We start from the raw sequence: 17,009 nt of genomic DNA on the forward strand, positions 1-17,009 counted from the left end.
TGGCGCAGGCGCCGAGCGACTCCGGCGCCGGGCGTGATGACGTAGGCTAGTTAAATCATGGCTAAAACAGACTTTTCTGCTGAACTGCGCGCGCTTCGTTCCACTTTCCGGTCCATCGAGGCGGTCAGCGACGTCGAGCAAATCAAGGCGGACATCGCCCAGCTGTCTGAGGAAGCCGGCGCCCCGGACCTGTGGGACGACCCGGCCGTGGCGCAGAAGGTCACCTCCCGGCTCTCGCACCGCCAGTCCGAGCTGGAGCGGCTGCAGAAACTGCACACCCGGATCGATGACCTGGAGGTGCTGGTGGAGTTGGCCGAAATGGAGGACGACGCGGACACCCTGCAGGAGGCGGACCGGGAGCTGGAGGCGATCCGCGCCTCCCTGGCCGAACTGGAAGTGGTCACGCTGCTCAACGGCGAATTCGACTCCCGCGGCGCGGTCATCACCATCCGCGCCGGTGCCGGCGGCGTGGACGCGGCGGATTTCGCCGAGATGCTGCTGCGCATGTACACCCGCTGGGCGGAGAAGCGCGGCTACAGTGCGCGCATCATGGACACCTCCTACGCCGAAGAGGCCGGGCTGAAGTCCGCGACCTTTGAAATCGACGAGCCCTACGCCTTTGGCACCCTCTCGGTCGAGGCCGGCACCCACCGCCTGGTGCGCATTTCCCCGTTCGACAACCAGGGCCGGCGCCAGACCTCCTTCGCCGCGGTGGAAGTGGTGCCGCTGATCGAGTCCACCGACAGCATCGAGATCCCCGAATCCGAGATCAAGGTCGATGTCTTCCGTTCCTCGGGTCCGGGCGGGCAGAGCGTGAACACCACCGACTCCGCGGTGCGCATGACCCACCTGCCCACCGGCATCGTCGTGTCGATGCAGAACGAGAAGTCGCAGATCCAAAACCGTGCCGCCGCATTGCGCGTGCTGCAGTCCCGGCTGCTGCTGCTGAAGAAGGAGCAGGAGGACGCGAAGAAGAAGGAACTGGCGGGCGATGTGAAGGCGTCCTGGGGCGATCAGATGCGCTCCTACGTGCTCAACCCCTATCAGATGGTCAAGGACCTGCGCACCGAGCACGAGGTGGGCAACACCCAGGCCGTGCTCGACGGCGAAATCGACGACTTCATCGACGCAGGTATCCGCTGGCGCGCCGGTCAGCGCCACTCGGCGAACTAGCGGCGGGTACCCGCCACACCAACCCGGCACGTTCCCGCCGCATGCGGCAGCGGCGGGCCCGACCCCCGCAGGCAGCGCCTGCGGGGGTATATTTATGCGTTCGCCCGTTCCCCGTGGACGGCGGCACGTTGAGATTCGGGGTCCGATCCACTGTGCCAGAACAACGCCTGGACCCGATCCGCGCCACGGATGGAAAGACGCGAACCACGGCGGCCCGGGTTGGTGGGATGGCCAGGAACCCAGTGTTGGATGGCGCGCCGGGGAAGGGCCGGACCTCGATTTTTTCCCGAAAATTCGGGCGTTTGTCACTCGCTCCACGGCTGCCGCCCCACCCATCGCCCGTGGCTGCGGCAGGCGGCGAACTCCTGCCCACCGGTTCCAGACCCCGCCGGTCACCCCGTCGGTGATCGTGCGGTCTGCGGCCCGTCGACGCCCTGGCCGGCACGTGCGCGGGGTAGGCCCAGGAGACGCACACCACGATCCCAAGTCGCATATATTCGCGATCATGCTAAGATCTATCAGCAGAGATGGACGTCACCATCGGATTACGGGGAAGTAACAACGATCGGGAATCAGGATCGTTCCCCATGCCGCAGTGCCCTGGCCACCAGGTCCGCACCCGGCACAGCACTGCACACCGCTGCCGCCTTGCACATCGACAAGGTCTTGCCGCATGGCAAACGGCACCGGAAGACGACCAGGGCCCGGAGCACACCGGGACCGCGAGCCGGCAGAAGCCCGGCGGCGCGAGTCGTATCGCCACCTAAGCGCGACTGAACCAGCCGAGGGGCACCCCTGTCACGGGTACCCCTGGCCTTCCCATACCCGGGATGAACGCAACGAATGAGCACCGAACGAAAACTGGCAGAGGGGAAGTGGTTGATGGGCCCAGGGCTTGTGCGCGTCAGCTAGGACTATTTCCCGCGGCAAACGCCCCGCGGGACCAGACGTGCAGGACCATGTGCCGGCATTGTGAGGTCTTACGGCCGGCACCGTTTCTCATCATCGTCTATTGAGGAGGTGGCGCATGGATCATCCCGAAATGGTGCAGTTCAGCGCCGTTGTTGTTGTATTGCTCCTGCTGTTCTTCTACGGCGGGACGTTCTTGATTTCCACCCGAATCGGGAAAAAAGAAGAAAACGCCGACGGCTACATGACCGCCGGCAACAAGATCGGATTCGGAATTTCCGCGGCCAGCATGACCGCGACCTGGATTTGGGCGTCGTCGATGTATGCCTCGGCGACCTCGGGCTACACCTACGGAATCTCCGGCCCCATCCACTACGGCTTGTGGGGTGCGTTGATGATTCTGTTCATCTACCCCTTCGGCAAGCGGATTCGCAAGGTCGCGCCGCGGGCCCACACCCTGGCCGAGGTCATGTATGCCCGCCACGGCCGATCCAGCCAGCTGATGCTGGCCGGTTCCAACGTCATCGGCTCGCTGATCAGCCTGATGTCGAACTTCATCGCCGGCGGCGTGCTGATTTCGATGCTCTCACCGTTCAACTTCATCCAGGGCGTGCTGTGCGTGGCCGCCGGGGTGTTGCTGTACACGCTGTGGTCCGGTTTCCGGGCCTCGGTGCTCACCGACTTCGTGCAGGTCATGGCGATGCTCGGGGCGGTGGCGGTGCTGGTGCCGTTCATCTTCTTCGCCGCGGACTTCCCGGCGGCCTTTGAAACCGGTGCGGCGAACCTGAGCGCCGAGCAGTCCAACTTCTTCTCCTCCGAGGCGTTCCTGAACCAGGGCGCGCCGTACATTGCCGCGGTGCTGGCCTACGCGATCGGCAACCAGACCATCGCCCAGCGACTCTTCGCGGTGCGTGAGGACCTGATCAAGCCCACTTTCATCACCGCCACCGTCGGCTACGGTGCGATGGTCATCGGCGTGGGCATGCTCGGTGTGCTGGCCCTGTACCTGGGCTTCGAACCCACCGGCGGGGACATGAACAACCTGATCCCGGAAATGGCGGCGAGCTACCTGCCCGGCGTGCTGCTGGCGGTGTTCTTCATCATGATCATCGGCGCGCTCTCCTCAACCGCCGACTCGGATCTGGCCGCACTGTCCTCGATCATGATGGCCGACGTGTACGGCCAGAACGTGGCCGGCAAGGCGAAGGCCAACCCGAAGACCATGCTGCTGGTGGGGCGGATCACGATGGTTGCCGCCACCGCGCTGGCGGTCATCTTCGCCAGCCTGCAGCTGAACATCCTGGACCTGCTGGTCTTCGTTGGCGCGCTGTGGGGCGCCCTGGTGTTCCCGGTGCTGGCCAGCTTCTACTGGGGCAAGGTCACCAACAAGGCGTTCACCACCGCGGTGCTGGTCGCCCTGGCCGTGTTCATCCCGGTGCGCTTCGAACTCATCCCGATCAACGGGTTCACCGGGCTGCTGGTGGAACTGCTTGCGGTGCTGGGCATCGGGGTGGTGCTGGGGCTGATGTGCTTCGGCTTCTTCGGGATCCGGGCCGCAAAGATCGTCGGCATCGCCTCCGCGGTGGTGGCCGCGCCGTTCTGCTTCGGCTTCCTGCGCGACTACACCACCCTCAGCGCCTCGCTGGTGGCCTACTCGGTGAGCACCATCGTGTGCTACCTGATGTCCTTCCGCTCCAAGATGGACTTCGACTTCTCGCTCATCGCCGAACGCACCGGCGACTTCGATGCGGAGGCGGAGATGGCGGCCGAGGCCAAGAAGGCGCGCCTGGCGCACAGCGCCAAGGGGGCCGCCCCGGCGGCCTCCCCATCCGCCGCGGGTGAGACCGCAACCACGAACACGAAGGAGAACTAGATGGGTACCCTCGCACTATCCCTGTACGTGCTGGTCTGGCCGGTGATCGTGGGCGCGGTGATGTTCTTCATCGCCCGCGGGTTTATCGCCGAATGGCTGGAGGCGCGCCGCAACGGCGAAGACCTGATTTAACCGTCCGCCGCGGCCCGGCGCAGCACAGCCGACCCCCGGTTTCGCCTCTAGGGCGAGGCCGGGGGTTTCTTTCTGCCCGGGGCAGTCATACGATGAGCCTAAGCAGTTAGCCCAAGTGATCCGGGCCATAGCGTGTCCGGGCCGCCAGCCGAGGAGCTCTGAGACCATGCTCGACAAGAGCCTTGCCAATCCGGAAGTCGCCGTGGCCGATGTGCGCAACGGCGCCTCCATTGCCGTGGGCGGCTTCGGGCTGTCCGGCAACCCCACCGAACTGATCAACGCGGTGCTGGATTCGGGGGTCGAGGACCTGCACGTGGTCTCCAACAACTGCGGCGTGGACGGGCAGGGGCTGGGCGTGCTGCTCGCGGCCCACCGCATCCGCAAGATCACCGCCAGCTATGTGGGGGAGAACAAGGAGTTTGAACGCCAGTTCCTCAGCGGGGAGCTGGAGGTGGAACTCACCCCGCAGGGCACACTGGCCGAGAAGCTGCGGGCCGGAGGCGCGGGCATCCCGGCGTTCTTCACCCGCACCGGGGTCGGAACCCTGGTGGCCGACGGCGGGCTGCCCCAGCGCTACGACGCGCACGGCGCGGTGCTCAAGGCCAGCCAGCCGAAGGAAGTGCGCACCATCGACTTTGCCGGACGCGAGGAGCAATACGTGCTGGAACCCTCCATCGTCACCGACTTTGCCCTGGTGCACGCCGCGCTGGGGGACACCCACGGCAACCTGATCTTCAACAAGGCCGCCCAGCAGTTCTCCGTGCCGGCGGCGATGGCCGGGCGGATCTGCGTGGCCCAGGTCGAACGGCTCGTGCAGCCCGGTGAACTGGACCCGGCCCAGGTGCACCTGCCCGGCGTGTTCGTCCACCGGATCGTGAAGGTCGGCGAGCAGCACCTGAAGCCCATCGAGCGGCGCACCACCCGCGCCAAGTGAAAGGTCGTGGTGAACATGGCATGGACTCGTGAGCAGATGGCGGCCCGCGCCGCCCGGGAGTTGCCCGACGGGGCGTACGTGAACCTGGGCATCGGGATGCCAACGCTGGTGCCCAACTACCTGCCCGACGACGTGGACGTGGTGCTGCAGTCGGAGAACGGAATCCTGGGGGTGGGGCCGTATCCCACCGAGGAGGAAGTGGACCCGGACCTGATCAACGCCGGCAAGGAGACCGTCACCGTGCTGCCCGGGGCCAGCTTCTTCCATTCGGCGATGAGCTTCGCAATGATCCGCGGCGGGAAGATCGACGTGGCGATCCTCGGGGCCATGCAGGTTTCGGGGGCCGGGGACCTGGCGAACTGGATGATTCCGGGCAAGATGGTCAAGGGCATGGGCGGGGCGATGGACCTGGTGCACGGCGCCCAACGCGTCATCGTGCTGATGGAGCACAACGCCCGCGACGGCAGCGCCAAGCTGGTCAACCAGTGCAGCCTGCCGATCACCGGGCTCGGGGTGGTGCAGCGGGTCATCACCGATCTGGGGGTTTTCGACATCACCCCAAACGGTCTTGCGGTGCTCGAACTGGCCGAGGGCGTCAGCCGCGACGAAGTGCGCGAACGCACCGAGGCGCCGCTGGTCGCCTAGCGCCCAGCCCGGGGTTCGGACCCTGGCGACGGCTTAGCCACACCGGGTCGGCCCGGCCCCGCACCGCGCCGGTTCACGGCGCGGGGAACCGCATTAACGCCGCTCATGTCGTAGGCTGTGTAACGGCCAAGAAACCGGCAACACGCGCCCAAATTCGGGGAGAGGGCCGCGTACGCCGATAGGGTTTCAATTAAATGACGCATTCTGTGCCGTCGGTGGGTGGGGACCCGGGGCCTGCGTCGCGCCCGACGTTAGCAAGCGATTGAAGACATGATTAAATTCGAAAATGTCTCGATGATCTATGAACCGAAGCAGCAAAATGCGGCTTTGCGCGATGTGAACATCGAGATTAACCGAGGCGAGTTCGCGTTCCTTGTCGGTGAGTCCGGTTCCGGCAAGTCCACATTTCTGAGCCTGATCCTGCGCGAAAAGCGTTCAACCGAGGGCGCGGTCTACGTCGCCGGACAGAACCTGAACCGGATCCCCAGCTGGCGTGTGCCCAAGCTCCGGCGCGATATCGGATTCGTGTTCCAGGACTTCCGGCTGCTGCGCGAACGCAGTGTTTTTGACAATGTGGCCTTCGCGCTGGAGGTCATTGGCGCGCCGCGCGCCCAGATCCGTGAACGGGTGCCCGAGGCGCTGAAGCTGGTGGGCCTGGAGGACAAGGCCCGTCGCAAGCCCACCGAGCTGTCCGGCGGCGAGCAGCAGCGCGTGGGTATCGCCCGCGCCATCGTGAACAAGCCCTCGATCCTGCTGGCCGACGAACCGACCGGCAACCTGGACCGGAAGAACAGCCTCGATGTGATGAACGTGCTGGACCGGATCAACCAGAACGGCACCACGGTGCTGATGGCCACCCACGCCCACGAGCTGGTCAGCGACTACAAGCGCCGCGTGATCGAGCTGAGCAAGGGCAAGATCATCCGCGATGAAACCAGCGGCAGCTACATGCCGATGACCACCGTGATCAAGCAGGACGGCTCGCGCGAGCTGCACTTTGGCACCTCCGAGGACGTTGCCGCGAAGGAAACGGGCCAGGATGCGCCGGCACAGGATTCGAGCGAAACGAAAGATGGAGAGCAGTGAGGCCAGGATTCATCCTCCGCGAGGCGGGAAAGAGCCTCAAGCAGAACATCGTCATGGTCGTCTCGGTGGTGCTGGTGACCTTCGTGTCGCTGACCTTCGTGGGCGCCTCGGTGCTGCTGCAGCTGCAGATCAACCAGATGAAGGGCTACTGGTATGACCGCATGGAGGTTGCGGTCTTCCTGTGCGACGACAACTCCCAGGAGCTGAACTGCGCCGGTGAGCAGGTCACCGACGAGCAGCGCTCGCATATCGAAGAGCTGCTCAAGAGCGACGAGCTGTCCCCGTACATCAAGGAGTTCGCCTACGAGTCGAAGTCCGAGGCCTACAAGCACTTCCAGGAGCAGTTCGAGAATTCGCCGCTGCTGAACCAGGTCCAGGAAGGCCAGCTGCCCGAGTCCTTCCGCATCGCACTGAATGACCCGGAGAAGTACCCGGTCATCAATGAGACGTTCTCCACCATCCCCGGCGTTGAATCGGTGATCGACCAACGAGAGCTGCTGGAGAAGGTCTTCCAGTTGGTGCGCGTGGCCTCGGCGTCCGCCGCCGTGGTGGCCGGGGTGATGATCGTCTGTGCGGTGCTGCTGACCGGCACCACGATCCAGCTCTCGGCCATGCACCGGCGGCTGGAAACCACGATCATGCGTCTGGTTGGCGCCTCCAAGACCTCGATTCAGCTTCCGTTCATCATCGAGGGGGTGATCGCGGCGGTCATTGGCAGCCTGCTGGCATCGGGCACGCTCTGGCTGCTGGTGAAGTTCCTCGTGGAGGAGAAACTGGCCAATGATAACCTCGGGGTCGCGTTCATCTCGACGAACGAAGTTCTGCTGATTGCGCCCGGACTCTTGCTAATCGGTATCATTTTGGCAACAATTTCTTCAGTGGTAACGTTGAAGCGCTACCTGAAGGTTTAGCCAATTCTTTGCCGATCTTCACCGGAACTAGAAATCTCATTAAGGAGCACTATGCTGTCTCACGCGGTGCGAAGTAAGTTTCTCCGCGCGACTGTCGGTGGCGCTCTGGCGCTGACGATGCTGGTTCCGGCCACATTGGCAGGGGCAGACGAACTGGATGACCGCAAGAAGCAGGTCGAGCAGAACATTGACTCCATTCAGGAGGACATGGAAGTTCTGGATGCCGACATTGTGGAGACCGATCGCAAACTGCGTGAACAGCAGGGTCAGTTGCCCGGCGCCGAGCAGGCCCTGGCCGACGCCCGCAGCCGCGTCGCCAACGCCCAGGCCGCGGTGGCGGACCTGAATGACCGGTTGATTGCCGCACAGCAGACCCGCGATGAACTGGCCGCGGAGATCGAGAAGAATTCGGCCAAGCTGAAGGAAACCGAGTCCACGATCTCGCAGATCGCCTCGGAGGCCTACAAGCGTGGCGGCATGTCCGATGGCCTGGACATGATCCTGAACATCGAGTCCGCGACCGAGATCGCCGACGGCATCACCCTGGCCAGCAAGGCGCTGGAGTCGCAGAACAGCGTCTACAACGACCTGGCGCAGCAGCAGGCCACCGACGAGAACAACAAGGTGCGCCTGGCTGCGGTCGAACAGCAGATCCAGGGCCTGAAGGCTGAGGCCGAAAGTGCCCTGGCCCAGGAGGAATCCGCGCGCGATGAGGCCGAACAGCGCAAGAGCGAACTGGACCAGCTGATCGCCAGCACCGAGGCGCTAAGCAGCAAGCTGGAGGCCGAAAAGCCGCGGATTCAGGCCAAACTGCAGAAGCAGGAGCAGGAATACGCGGCCGTGAACGCGCAGATCAAGGAACGCCAGGAGCGTCTGATCCGTGAAGCGGCCGAACGCAAGAAGCGTCAGGAAGAAGCCGAGCGCAAGCGCCAGGCCGAAGCCAAGGCGAAGTGGGAGGCCGAGCAGCGCGCCAAGGAAGAGGCGGCCAAGCGCCAGGCCAAGGCCGAGGGCCGCAAGGCCAGCTACAAGAAGCCCAAGTACGTGGCTCCGGCCCCCAAGACCGTGTCGGAGCCCAGCAGCTGGGGTCTGGTAAAGCCGGTCTCCAGTGGCCGGATCACCTCCAGCTTCGGCTGGCGGCCTACCCCCGCGGGCACCATCGACTACGGCGGACGCGGCGGCTACGTACACGCGGGCGTGGACTGGGGCTTCGGCGGACAGTGCGGAGCACCGGTGCATGCCGCAGCCGACGGCGAAGTGTGGATGGCCGGCTGGGGCGGCAGCTCCGGCAACAAGGTGACCATTTCCCACGGCGTGGTCAAGGGCAAGGCGTTGGCCACGAACTATCACCACATGTCGCAGGTGGTGGCCCGTGCCGGGCAACACGTCAAGCAGGGCCAGCTGATCGGCTACGTGGGGACCACCGGCAACTCCACCGGGTGCCACATGCACTTCGAAACCGTGATCAACGGGCAGGCCGTGAACCCATTGGGACTTCTCTAACGCTAGACTTGGTCCCTGTGTGCGATTCTTCGTACGTGCAAGACAAGGAGTGCCATGGCTAAGAAGAACCAGGAAAGCAAGGTCATCGCCAGCAACCGCAAGGCGCGGCATGACTATGAAATCCTCGATACCTATGAGGCCGGCATGGTGCTGACCGGAACCGAGGTCAAATCCCTGCGGGAAGGCAAGGCCTCGCTGGTTGACGGGTTTGGCCAGTTCTACCGGGGGGAGCTGTTCATTGAGAACATCTACATCCCCGAGTACCTCAACGGGTCGTGGACGAACCATGCGGCCCGTCGCCGGCGCAAGCTGCTGCTGCACCGGCAGGAGCTGAGCAAGATCGAACGCAGGATCGCCGAAACGGGGCTGACCGTGGTCCCGCTGAGCCTGTACTTCAAGGAGGGCCGGGCAAAGCTCGAAATCGGTGTGGCCCGCGGTAAGCGCGAGTACGACAAGCGCCAGACGTTGCGCGAAAAGCAGGATAACCGCGACGCGTTGCGGGCGATGCGTGAGCGCAACCGGCGCTCGGCGTGATTCGGCTCTCAGCCCCTTGGGCTTTGGCCGGGGCTGCGCTAGTATGGATTAGCACCGAAAAGGTGGGCATCGGAAGATGTCGTTGGCTTTGAGAGATCAAAGGTTGACAACAAAATACGGGGATGATCGGTTTCGACGGTGTGAGTCGCGACAGATGAAGCGGGCCGAGGACGCAAAGTTATCTCGTTAACGCTCTTTGCAACCAAATAAGTGCCGAATCTAAGCGCACTGACTTCGCTCTCGCTGCCTAAGCAGCCAGACAGTCCGTTAGCCAGGGGATGCTATCGCCCCTGTTACTAACGTCATTTAGATAGCCACTGCGATCAATGAACGTTGCCGGCGTTGATCGCATAATTTAGGCAACTGTGCCCGGACCAGCCACTTGTTTGCGTGATGGCTGGGGCAGAGAAAATCCACAGCAAACTGCGCCCGGAGAAGACCTGGCAACACCACAGCGGACGGGAGTTCAATTCTCCCCATCTCCACATGCAAGCCCCGGATCCACCAGGATCCGGGGCTTTGTCATGCCCTCCAGCCGAAAAGCCGGGGACGGTCTATGATGATTGGGGGGTTCATAAGGAGGGGCACATGAAAAAGGCTGGCGGTTCGGTACTGCTGATGCTGCTGTTCTTGGGGATTGCGATCATTGGCGCCGGTGCGCTGGCCATCGGCGGGGTGGAAGTGATCCAGCGTGCGGCCGGTGCCCACAGCACCGAGGCCCCCTCCGATCCGGTGCCGGCCACCGGCCCGGCTGAAGGTGCCCTCGTGGAGAGCACCGCGCCGGCCATGACCAGCGCGCAGCGCGGACGCTGGGCTGAGGAGAAGATCCGGCAGTGGCTGGGCAATTATGGTGTCACCGAAGTCTCCCAGCTCAACGCACCCTACCGTCAGGTGCAGGCCTGGTTCGCCCCCGAGGAAGGCCACCTGGAGTTGCTGGTCAGCAGCCAGGAGGCCGAGGACCGCGAGCAGCTGAAGAAAATCGCCACCGAGGTTCTGCAAAGCGTCCGTCAGGTCGACGCAAGCCTGCACCAGGTCACGGTTTCCACCAGTGACGGGAGCCAAAGCTACACGGCCGAGCGCTAGCGGAGGCACGGCGTTCCGCCGGCTCTGGCGGGCATGAGGCGAGGCGTCCAAGTCGCGGCACCCGGCGCGAAGGACATAGACTGTTGGACGAGCGAAGAAACGTAATAAGTGCCGAAGTGGAGTGGGATTAAGAGCGATGGGTATTGGCAAGACCTCGCGGGTGTCACCTGGTATTTCAGCGGCGTATGCGACGGTGTCCTTTATCCTCGAAGTCGGACTGCTGGTTGCCGCCGGCTTTACCGCCATGACTTTCCTGCCCTGGCCGCCGGTGCTTGCCATCCTCGTGGTGGTGATTCCGCTGCTGGCCGTCTGGGCGCTGGCGCTCTCGCCGAAGGCCAAGGTCCGCTGGCGGCTGCGCACCCGGGTCATGCTCATCCACCTGGCCTACCTCATCGGCAGCTACGCCCTGTGGCTGAGCATCGCCCATACCGGCGCCACCCAGTACCTGTTCTGGCCGGCGATCATGCTCGGGTTGAGCGCGGTGAGCATCGTACTGGTGCTGAGCACGCGCGGGCGCGTCGTGCCGCACCCGCGGCCGTTGCCCGGGGGTCCCGCCCCGGTGCAGGCCGAGGAACTGCGCGAGCGGCCGCGCGGGCGACGCGCCGCCCGGTAAACGCCCCGCCCGTGCTGTCGCACTGGCGCCGCTGACGCTACACCATAAATTTTTTGGCCATCGCCCGTGCCGGGGGTTTGCCGCCGGCAGGTGCGCGACCGCCGGGGGCCGGTGTTTGCCTGACGCGGCGGCTCACGCCTGCTCGGATCGGGGCGCGCGCACCCACACCATGGAGGCTTCGATCGGATCCAGCCGATGCGGCAGGCCGATGCGCGCCCCGGGCACCAGGCCCTGCTGCTGGCAGCGGCGCAGGAAGTGCGGGTCCTCGTCGCTGATGCGCACGATCAGCGCTTCGGTGCCGCTGAAGTGGTCCAGGCGCGTCGCCTGGCTGGGCCTGTGCTCGCCGTGGGCGTCGGGGATCGCGTCCCCGTGGGGATCGCTGCGCGGAAAGCCCAGCCGCTCGTCCAGGGCGTTGATGAAGCGTTCGGAGACCGTGTGCTCCAGGCGTTCGGCCTCATCGTGCACCTCATCCCATCCGTAGCCCAGTTCGCGGCTCAGGAAGGTCTCCAGCAGCCGGTGGCGGCGCACCACGTTCAGCGCGGCCGCCCGCCCGGACTGGCTGAGACTGATCGCCCCGCGCGGGACAAAATCCACCAGGTGCTTCGCCGCGAGCTTGCGCACCATGGCGGTCACCGAGGCGGGGGACAGGCCCAGCTGGTCGGCCAGCTCACCGGTGCCGATCGGGTGCGAATCCCATTCGGACAGCGCGTAGAGCGCCTTGAGGTAGTCCTCCTCGCTGGTGGTCAGCCGGCCCGGATTGGAAGAATGGGGCACGTCAGCCGCGCAGGTAGGGCAGGATCTGATCGTGCAGCAGGCCGTTGGTGGCCAGCGCGTTGCCGCCGCCGCAGCCCTCCACCCCGGTGATCGAGGTGAAGCGTCCGCCGGCTTCACGCACCACCGGGACCAGGGCGGCCATGTCGTACAGCTCCAGTTCCGGCTCGAACGCGGCGTCCACCCCGCCCTCGGCCAGCAGCATGTAGCTGTAGAAGTCCCCGTAGGCGCGGGTGCGCCAGGCGGCGTCGAATAGTTCCATCAGCTTTTCGCGGCGGCCCAGTTCACGCCAGCCATCCAGCGAGGCGTAGGACACCGAGGCGTCGGCGAGGCTGGAGACCCGGGAGACGGCCAGGCGGCGCGGCTCGGGCAGGCCCGGCTCGCTCACCCAGGCGCCCAGCCCATGCGCGGCGTGCCAGCGCCGGCCCAGCGCCGGGGCCGAAACCACTCCCAGCACCGGCTCATCGTCGATCAGCAGGGCGATCAGCGTGGCCCACACCGGGACCTTGCGCACAAAGTTCTTCGTCCCGTCGATCGGGTCGATCACCCAACGCCGGGCCGAGGAGCCGTGCACGCCAAATTCCTCCCCGTGCACCGCATCCCCGGGACGCTGGGCGGCCAGCTCGGCCAGGATCAGCCGTTCGGCGCCGCGGTCGGCGTCGGAGACCGGGGTCATGTCCGGCTTCGTTTCCACCTTCAGGTCGTTGGAGTGGTAGCGCGCCAGGGTCAGCGCGTCGACCTTGTCGGCCAGCGCGAGGGCGAAGGACAGGTCCTCATCCAGGGTGTAGTTCATGGCGTGGTGGTGCTACTGGGCACCGAGCTCCTTTTCGTGGGTGGTTTCCCCGGTGGTGACCAGCCGGCGGTAGGATTCGAGCCGGGCGGCGGCCGAGGCCGGGGCGTCGGGGGAGTACGCCCAGGCCTGCAGGGCGCAGCCGGGGGTCTGGGCCATGTGGTCGCAGCCGCGCGGGCACCGGGTGGCGATCTGGCTCAGCTCCTCGAAGGCGGCCAGCACGTGCTCCGGGTCGACCAGGCCCAGGCCGAACGAGCGGATGCCGGGGGTGTCGATCAGCCAGCTGCCCGGCGCGTCAGGCAGGCGCAGCGCCAGCGCGTTGGAGGAGGTGTGCCGGCCCCGCCCTGTCACCGCGTTCACGTGCCCGGTGGCGCGCTGGGCGCCGGTCAGCGCGTTGACCAGGGTGGACTTGCCGACCCCGGAGTGCCCCAGCACAACCGAGACCTTCCCGGCGAGCATGGTGCGCAGCGTGGCCAGCGCCTCGGGGTCCAGCCGGGCGCTGGAGCCGTCGGCGGCCTGCGAATCGATCCCGTCGGCCTCGGCGGTGGTCCGGGAAATCACCACCGGCAAATCCAGTCCGTCGTAGTAGGCCAGGAACCCGGCCGGGTCGGCCACATCGGCCTTGGTCACGCACAGGATCGGGGTGATGCCCGCATCATAGGCGGCCACCAGGGCCCGGTCCACGAACCCGGTGCGCGGTTCGGGGTTCGCCGCGGCCACCACGATCACCAGCTGGTCGACGTTGGCGACCACCACCCGCTCGGTGGCGTCGGTGTCATCCGCGCTGCGGCGCAGCAGGGTGCTGCGCTCCTCGATGCGCACCAGCCGGGCCAGGGTGTCCGGCTTGCCGCTGGTGTCCCCGACCAGCGCCACCATGTCCCCGGGCACGATCGCCTGGCGGCGCAGCTCGCGGGCGCGGGCGGCGACCACGACCCGTTCCCCGGCGGTGTCCTCCTCCAGGATGACGGTGTAGCGCCCGCGGTCCACGGTGATGACCCGCCCGATCTTCGCCCGTTCGTGCGCCGGACGGTCCTTGGTCCGTGGCCGGGAGCCGCGCTTGTTCGGGCGCACCCGCACATCGGATTCGTCCCAGTCCTGATAGCGGCTCATGCGCGGCCTCCTGCCGCGGCGTCCGCCGACCCGCCCGCAGCGGTGTGACTGGACGGCGCCCCAGCGGCCGGTGTGTCAGCGGTACCGGCGGTCGCGGCCATCGCCTCCCACATCCGTGCGAAGTCCGGCATGGTCTTGGCGGTGGTCGCGATGTTCTCCACCCTCGTGCCGGGGGTCACCAGCCCGATCAGGGCGGCGGCGGTCGCCATCCGGTGATCCTCGTAGCTGAGCATGTCGGCGGCGCGGCGCGTGGCGGGCGGGATGATGCGCAACGTGTCCTCGGTGGCCTGCACGGTGGCGCCCACCCGGGTGAGTTCTCGTTCCAGGGCGGCGAGCCGGTCGGTTTCATGCCCCCGCAGGTGCCCGATCCCGGTCAGCCGGCTGGGGGAGTCGGCCAGCGTGCACAGCGCGGCCAGCGTGGGGGTCAGCTCGGCGGCGTCGGCGTAGTCGATCCCACCGATGGTGCCGGTGCCGCGCACCGTGAGCACCGCATCCGCGCCCAACTCCACCCGGGCGCCCATGGCCGGCAGGATCTGCCGCCAGCGTCCGCCGATCTGGGTGGTGTGCCGCGGCCAGTGCGGGATGCGCACGGTGCCGGCGGTGGCCAGTGCGGCGGCCAGGAACGGGCCGGCGTTGGACAGGTCCGGTTCGACGCTGACGCTGAAGGCCGGCAGCCTGCCTTCGGCCACCTGCCAGCCGCGAGCGTCGGGGTCGGTGCTGACCGTTGCGCCCAGCTCGTTCATGCTCTGCACGGTCATCTGGATGTGCTCGGGGCTGGCGACGGCCCCGTCGGCGGCCCGCAGACGCAGCCCGCCGGGCAGTGCCGGGCCGGCCAGCAGCATCGCGGAGATGAACTGGCTGGACCCCGACGCGTCGATGCGCACCTCGGGGCGTTGCCCCAGCTGCTGCGGGTGCACGGTGAACGGCAGGAAGCCGGGCTGTCCCGCGTACTCGATGCGCGCGCCGAGCTCGGCCAGGGCATCGAGCACCGGTCGCATGGGACGCACCCGGGCCCCGGCATCCCCGTCGAAGTGGGCACTGACACCCAGCGCGGCGGCCAACGCCGGCACGAAGCGCATCACGGTGCCGGCCAGCCCGCAGTCAATGTGCACGATCCCCTGGCGCGGGCCGGCGGCGGCGGGCGGGGTCAGGCGCACCGTGGTGGACCGGTCATCCTGCACCGTGCGCTCAACACCCACCCCCAGGGCGGCCAGCGCGTCCAGCATCAGCTCGCTGTCGCGGCTGATCAGCGTGTTGTGGATCGTGCACGGCCCGTCGGCCAGGGCGGCGAGCACCAGATAGCGGTTGGTCAGGGACTTGGAGGCGGGCACCAGCACGGTCGCGTTGATCGGTTCGGTTACGGACGGGGCGTCCCACATCGGGTGGTCGCTGACATGAGCCGGCACGTGTTCTTCGCACTTCCTTCGCTTGGTTTCCAGGCCCGGTCCCCAGGTGACAGGCCCTAGCAGAATCCTACCGTGGGCACCGGGAATTATCCGGTCTGGGCGGGTGTTGGAATGAGTGTGACGAGACTGGAAGGAACCATGGGAACAACTGCAAGTGCCCCCTCGGCCGTCGCGGTCCTGCCCCGACCGGCCGGTGAGCGCGTAGACTGGGCGATGATGACGGAAAATACTTTGGGTTCCGGCGTGCCCGATCCCGCTCAGGAAACCGACGAGCAGCGCCGCGAGCGTTTTGAGCGCGACGCGATGCAATACGTCGACCAGTTGTATTCGGCGGCCCTGCGCATGGCGCGCAACCCGGCGGACGCCGAGGACCTGGTGCAGGAGGCCTACACGAAGGCGTTCTCCGCGTTCCACCAGTACAAACCGGGAACCAACCTCAAGGCGTGGCTCTACCGGATTCTGACCAACACGTACATCAACCTGTACCGCAAGCGCCAGCGCGAACCCCAGCGCACCAGCACGGACACCGTCGAGGACTGGCAGATGGCCCAGGCCGCGGACCACACGCCCACGGGGCTGCGTTCGGCGGAGGTCGAGGCGCTGGACCGGCTGCCGGATTCCGATGTGAAGGCCGCGCTGCAGGCGATCGGCGAGGATTTCCGCCTGGCCGTCTACTTCGTGGACGTGGAGGGCTTCAGCTACAAGGAAGCCGCCGAGATCCTCGGGGTGCCCATCGGCACGGTGATGTCAAGATTGCATCGGGGACGGAAGAACTTGCGCGAGTTGTTGGCTGACTACGCCAAGGATCGGGGAATGCCCGCGGCGGTATCCCACTCCAAGGCCAAGGGAGCGGAGAAGTAGAAATGGATTGCTATTCACTGGGCGACTGTGCCGATTCCCGGCTGGTGCGCATCTACAACTATCTCGATGGCGCGCTGACCCTGGAGGACATCAAAGAGGTCAAGCGGCACCTGGAGCACTGCCCGGAATGCACCGAGCAGTACGACCTGGAGTGCATCATCCGATCGGTGGTGCGCCGCAGCTGCCAGGAGCACGCCCCGAGCCAGCTGAAGGAAAAGATCATGGTGCGCATCTCGCAGATCCGGGTCGAATCCGGGCACTAGCCGCGGCCTTGCGCCCCCACGGGAACACCACAACTGCATACGGTTCGGTACCCACCGGTTTGCCCGGTGCCTACCACCACGACGCACCCAGCCGTCGACATCAGCACTCCGGCCGATCGGCCGGCACACCGGTGTCGGCGGCTGGTGCTATGCGGGGCGGAGATAACGCGCATCACCCGGGCGGAGTTTGACCTGCCGGGGTTTGCCGCCTCGGGCCAGGCGGAGAACGCCGTCGGGCGAAGAGCGGGCGGGACGGCGGATGCAGGGGCAGGTCGAGGATAAAGAAATCCCCGCAGGGCACCGGAAGAATCTGGTGCGCTGCGGGGATCATCCATATCAGCTTATGCGTTGGGGCGCTTGCCGTGGTTTGCTGAACGCTTACGGCGGTCCTTACGCTTACGTGCGCGCTTCGACA

The 17,009-nt window shown here is 66.1% G+C and carries 17 protein-coding genes and 1 other RNA gene; 14 read left to right on the forward strand and 4 right to left on the reverse strand.

The window, feature by feature from the left end; all coding sequences use genetic code 11:
* Window positions 1–57 precede the first annotated feature (57 nt).
* The 12 genes from prfB to FDN03_RS00205 all read left to right on the forward strand — a co-directional run bounded on the left by prfB (window position 58) and on the right by FDN03_RS00205 (window position 11,393).
* Complete coding sequence (prfB, locus tag FDN03_RS00155) at window positions 58–1,173, forward strand: peptide chain release factor 2 (protein WP_138172944.1); 1,116 nt, start codon at window positions 58–60, stop codon at window positions 1,171–1,173.
* A 1,027-nt stretch (window positions 1,174–2,200) separates the two neighbouring features.
* On the forward strand, window positions 2,201–3,955 hold the full coding sequence (locus FDN03_RS00160) for a sodium:solute symporter family protein (RefSeq protein ID WP_138172946.1): 1,755 nt from the start codon (window positions 2,201–2,203) through the stop codon (window positions 3,953–3,955).
* Entirely contained in the window at window positions 3,956–4,087 is a 132-nt protein-coding gene (locus tag FDN03_RS16560) for a putative transporter small subunit (RefSeq protein WP_212743845.1), read from the forward strand. It begins immediately after the preceding gene.
* Window positions 4,088–4,253: 166 nt separating this feature from the next.
* Window positions 4,254–5,021 (forward strand): CoA transferase subunit A, encoded by a 768-nt coding sequence (locus FDN03_RS00165; RefSeq protein ID WP_138172948.1) that lies wholly within the window; start codon window positions 4,254–4,256, stop codon window positions 5,019–5,021.
* A 15-nt stretch (window positions 5,022–5,036) separates the two neighbouring features.
* A complete protein-coding gene (locus tag FDN03_RS00170) occupies window positions 5,037–5,666 on the forward strand; it encodes a CoA transferase subunit B (RefSeq protein WP_138172950.1) in 630 nt (209 codons plus the stop codon).
* 270 nt (window positions 5,667–5,936) lie between these two features.
* On the forward strand, window positions 5,937–6,752 hold the full coding sequence (gene ftsE / locus FDN03_RS00175; RefSeq protein WP_138172952.1) for a cell division ATP-binding protein FtsE: 816 nt from the start codon (window positions 5,937–5,939) through the stop codon (window positions 6,750–6,752).
* Entirely contained in the window at window positions 6,749–7,663 is a 915-nt protein-coding gene (gene ftsX, locus FDN03_RS00180) for a permease-like cell division protein FtsX (protein WP_054821112.1), read from the forward strand. Before ftsE ends, ftsX begins: the two co-directional genes overlap by 4 nt.
* Before the next feature lie 135 nt (window positions 7,664–7,798).
* Window positions 7,799–9,163, forward strand: a complete 1,365-nt coding sequence (locus tag FDN03_RS00185) for a M23 family metallopeptidase (RefSeq protein WP_246049784.1) — start codon at window positions 7,799–7,801, stop codon at window positions 9,161–9,163.
* A gap of 54 nt (window positions 9,164–9,217) precedes the next feature.
* Entirely contained in the window at window positions 9,218–9,697 is a 480-nt protein-coding gene (smpB, locus tag FDN03_RS00190) for an SsrA-binding protein SmpB (RefSeq protein ID WP_054821108.1), read from the forward strand.
* Between the two features lie 118 nt (window positions 9,698–9,815).
* Window positions 9,816–10,185, forward strand: a transfer-messenger RNA (tmRNA) gene (gene ssrA / locus FDN03_RS00195).
* 100 nt (window positions 10,186–10,285) lie between these two features.
* Window positions 10,286–10,780, forward strand: coding sequence for a hypothetical protein (locus tag FDN03_RS00200; RefSeq protein ID WP_138172956.1), 495 nt, complete (start codon window positions 10,286–10,288; stop codon window positions 10,778–10,780).
* A 136-nt stretch (window positions 10,781–10,916) separates the two neighbouring features.
* A complete protein-coding gene (locus tag FDN03_RS00205) occupies window positions 10,917–11,393 on the forward strand; it encodes a DUF2568 domain-containing protein (RefSeq protein ID WP_138172958.1) in 477 nt (158 codons plus the stop codon).
* Between the two features lie 132 nt (window positions 11,394–11,525).
* Here the strand turns inward: FDN03_RS00205 and FDN03_RS00210 are convergent, their stop codons facing one another.
* The 4 genes from FDN03_RS00210 to aroA are packed head-to-tail and all read right to left on the reverse strand — an operon-like array spanning window position 11,526 to window position 15,470.
* Window positions 11,526–12,167, reverse strand: coding sequence for a metal-dependent transcriptional regulator (locus tag FDN03_RS00210; protein WP_138172960.1), 642 nt, complete (start codon window positions 12,165–12,167; stop codon window positions 11,526–11,528).
* Between the two features lies 1 nt (window position 12,168).
* A complete protein-coding gene (locus tag FDN03_RS00215) occupies window positions 12,169–12,957 on the reverse strand; it encodes an inositol monophosphatase family protein (protein WP_138172962.1) in 789 nt (262 codons plus the stop codon).
* 12 nt (window positions 12,958–12,969) lie between these two features.
* On the reverse strand, window positions 12,970–14,064 hold the full coding sequence (locus tag FDN03_RS00220) for a ribosome small subunit-dependent GTPase A (RefSeq protein ID WP_138172964.1): 1,095 nt from the start codon (window positions 14,062–14,064) through the stop codon (window positions 12,970–12,972).
* Entirely contained in the window at window positions 14,061–15,470 is a 1,410-nt protein-coding gene (gene aroA / locus FDN03_RS00225; RefSeq protein WP_246049785.1) for a 3-phosphoshikimate 1-carboxyvinyltransferase, read from the reverse strand. The genes FDN03_RS00220 and aroA overlap by 4 nt, the downstream gene beginning before the upstream one ends.
* 216 nt (window positions 15,471–15,686) lie before the next feature.
* On the opposite strand from aroA, the gene FDN03_RS00230 reads away from it, so the two are divergent.
* Both FDN03_RS00230 and rsrA read left to right on the forward strand, forming a co-directional pair.
* Window positions 15,687–16,331: a sigma-70 family RNA polymerase sigma factor gene (locus FDN03_RS00230; RefSeq protein WP_249354135.1), complete on the forward strand. Its 645-nt coding sequence runs from the start codon at window positions 15,687–15,689 to the stop codon at window positions 16,329–16,331.
* Window positions 16,332–16,333: 2 nt separating this feature from the next.
* Window positions 16,334–16,594 (forward strand): mycothiol system anti-sigma-R factor, encoded by a 261-nt coding sequence (rsrA, locus tag FDN03_RS00235; RefSeq protein WP_054821692.1) that lies wholly within the window; start codon window positions 16,334–16,336, stop codon window positions 16,592–16,594.
* Window positions 16,595–17,009: the final 415 nt, after the last annotated feature.

The organism is Glutamicibacter sp. V16R2B1 (assembly GCF_005774635.1).
Classification (GTDB): domain Bacteria; phylum Actinomycetota; class Actinomycetes; order Actinomycetales; family Micrococcaceae; genus Glutamicibacter; species Glutamicibacter creatinolyticus.

Excerpts from the sequence above, each read along its gene's own strand:
- FDN03_RS00170 (WP_138172950.1), top strand. The coding sequence starts at position 5,037 with ATGGCATGGACTCGTGAGCAGATGGCGGCCCGCGCCGCCCGGGAGTTG.
- prfB (WP_138172944.1), top strand. The coding sequence starts at position 58 with ATGGCTAAAACAGACTTTTCTGCTGAACTGCGCGCGCTTCGTTCCACT.
- smpB (WP_054821108.1), top strand. The coding sequence starts at position 9,218 with ATGGCTAAGAAGAACCAGGAAAGCAAGGTCATCGCCAGCAACCGCAAG.
- FDN03_RS00160 (WP_138172946.1), top strand. The coding sequence starts at position 2,201 with ATGGATCATCCCGAAATGGTGCAGTTCAGCGCCGTTGTTGTTGTATTG.
- ftsE (WP_138172952.1), top strand. The coding sequence starts at position 5,937 with ATGATTAAATTCGAAAATGTCTCGATGATCTATGAACCGAAGCAGCAA.
- FDN03_RS00230 (WP_249354135.1), top strand. The coding sequence starts at position 15,687 with ATGACGGAAAATACTTTGGGTTCCGGCGTGCCCGATCCCGCTCAGGAA.
- FDN03_RS00200 (WP_138172956.1), top strand. The coding sequence starts at position 10,286 with ATGAAAAAGGCTGGCGGTTCGGTACTGCTGATGCTGCTGTTCTTGGGG.
- rsrA (WP_054821692.1), top strand. The coding sequence starts at position 16,334 with ATGGATTGCTATTCACTGGGCGACTGTGCCGATTCCCGGCTGGTGCGC.
- FDN03_RS00220 (WP_138172964.1), bottom strand. The coding sequence starts at position 14,064 with ATGAGCCGCTATCAGGACTGGGACGAATCCGATGTGCGGGTGCGCCCG.
- FDN03_RS16560 (WP_212743845.1), top strand. The coding sequence starts at position 3,956 with ATGGGTACCCTCGCACTATCCCTGTACGTGCTGGTCTGGCCGGTGATC.
- FDN03_RS00205 (WP_138172958.1), top strand. The coding sequence starts at position 10,917 with ATGGGTATTGGCAAGACCTCGCGGGTGTCACCTGGTATTTCAGCGGCG.
- FDN03_RS00215 (WP_138172962.1), bottom strand. The coding sequence starts at position 12,957 with ATGAACTACACCCTGGATGAGGACCTGTCCTTCGCCCTCGCGCTGGCC.
- FDN03_RS00165 (WP_138172948.1), top strand. The coding sequence starts at position 4,254 with ATGCTCGACAAGAGCCTTGCCAATCCGGAAGTCGCCGTGGCCGATGTG.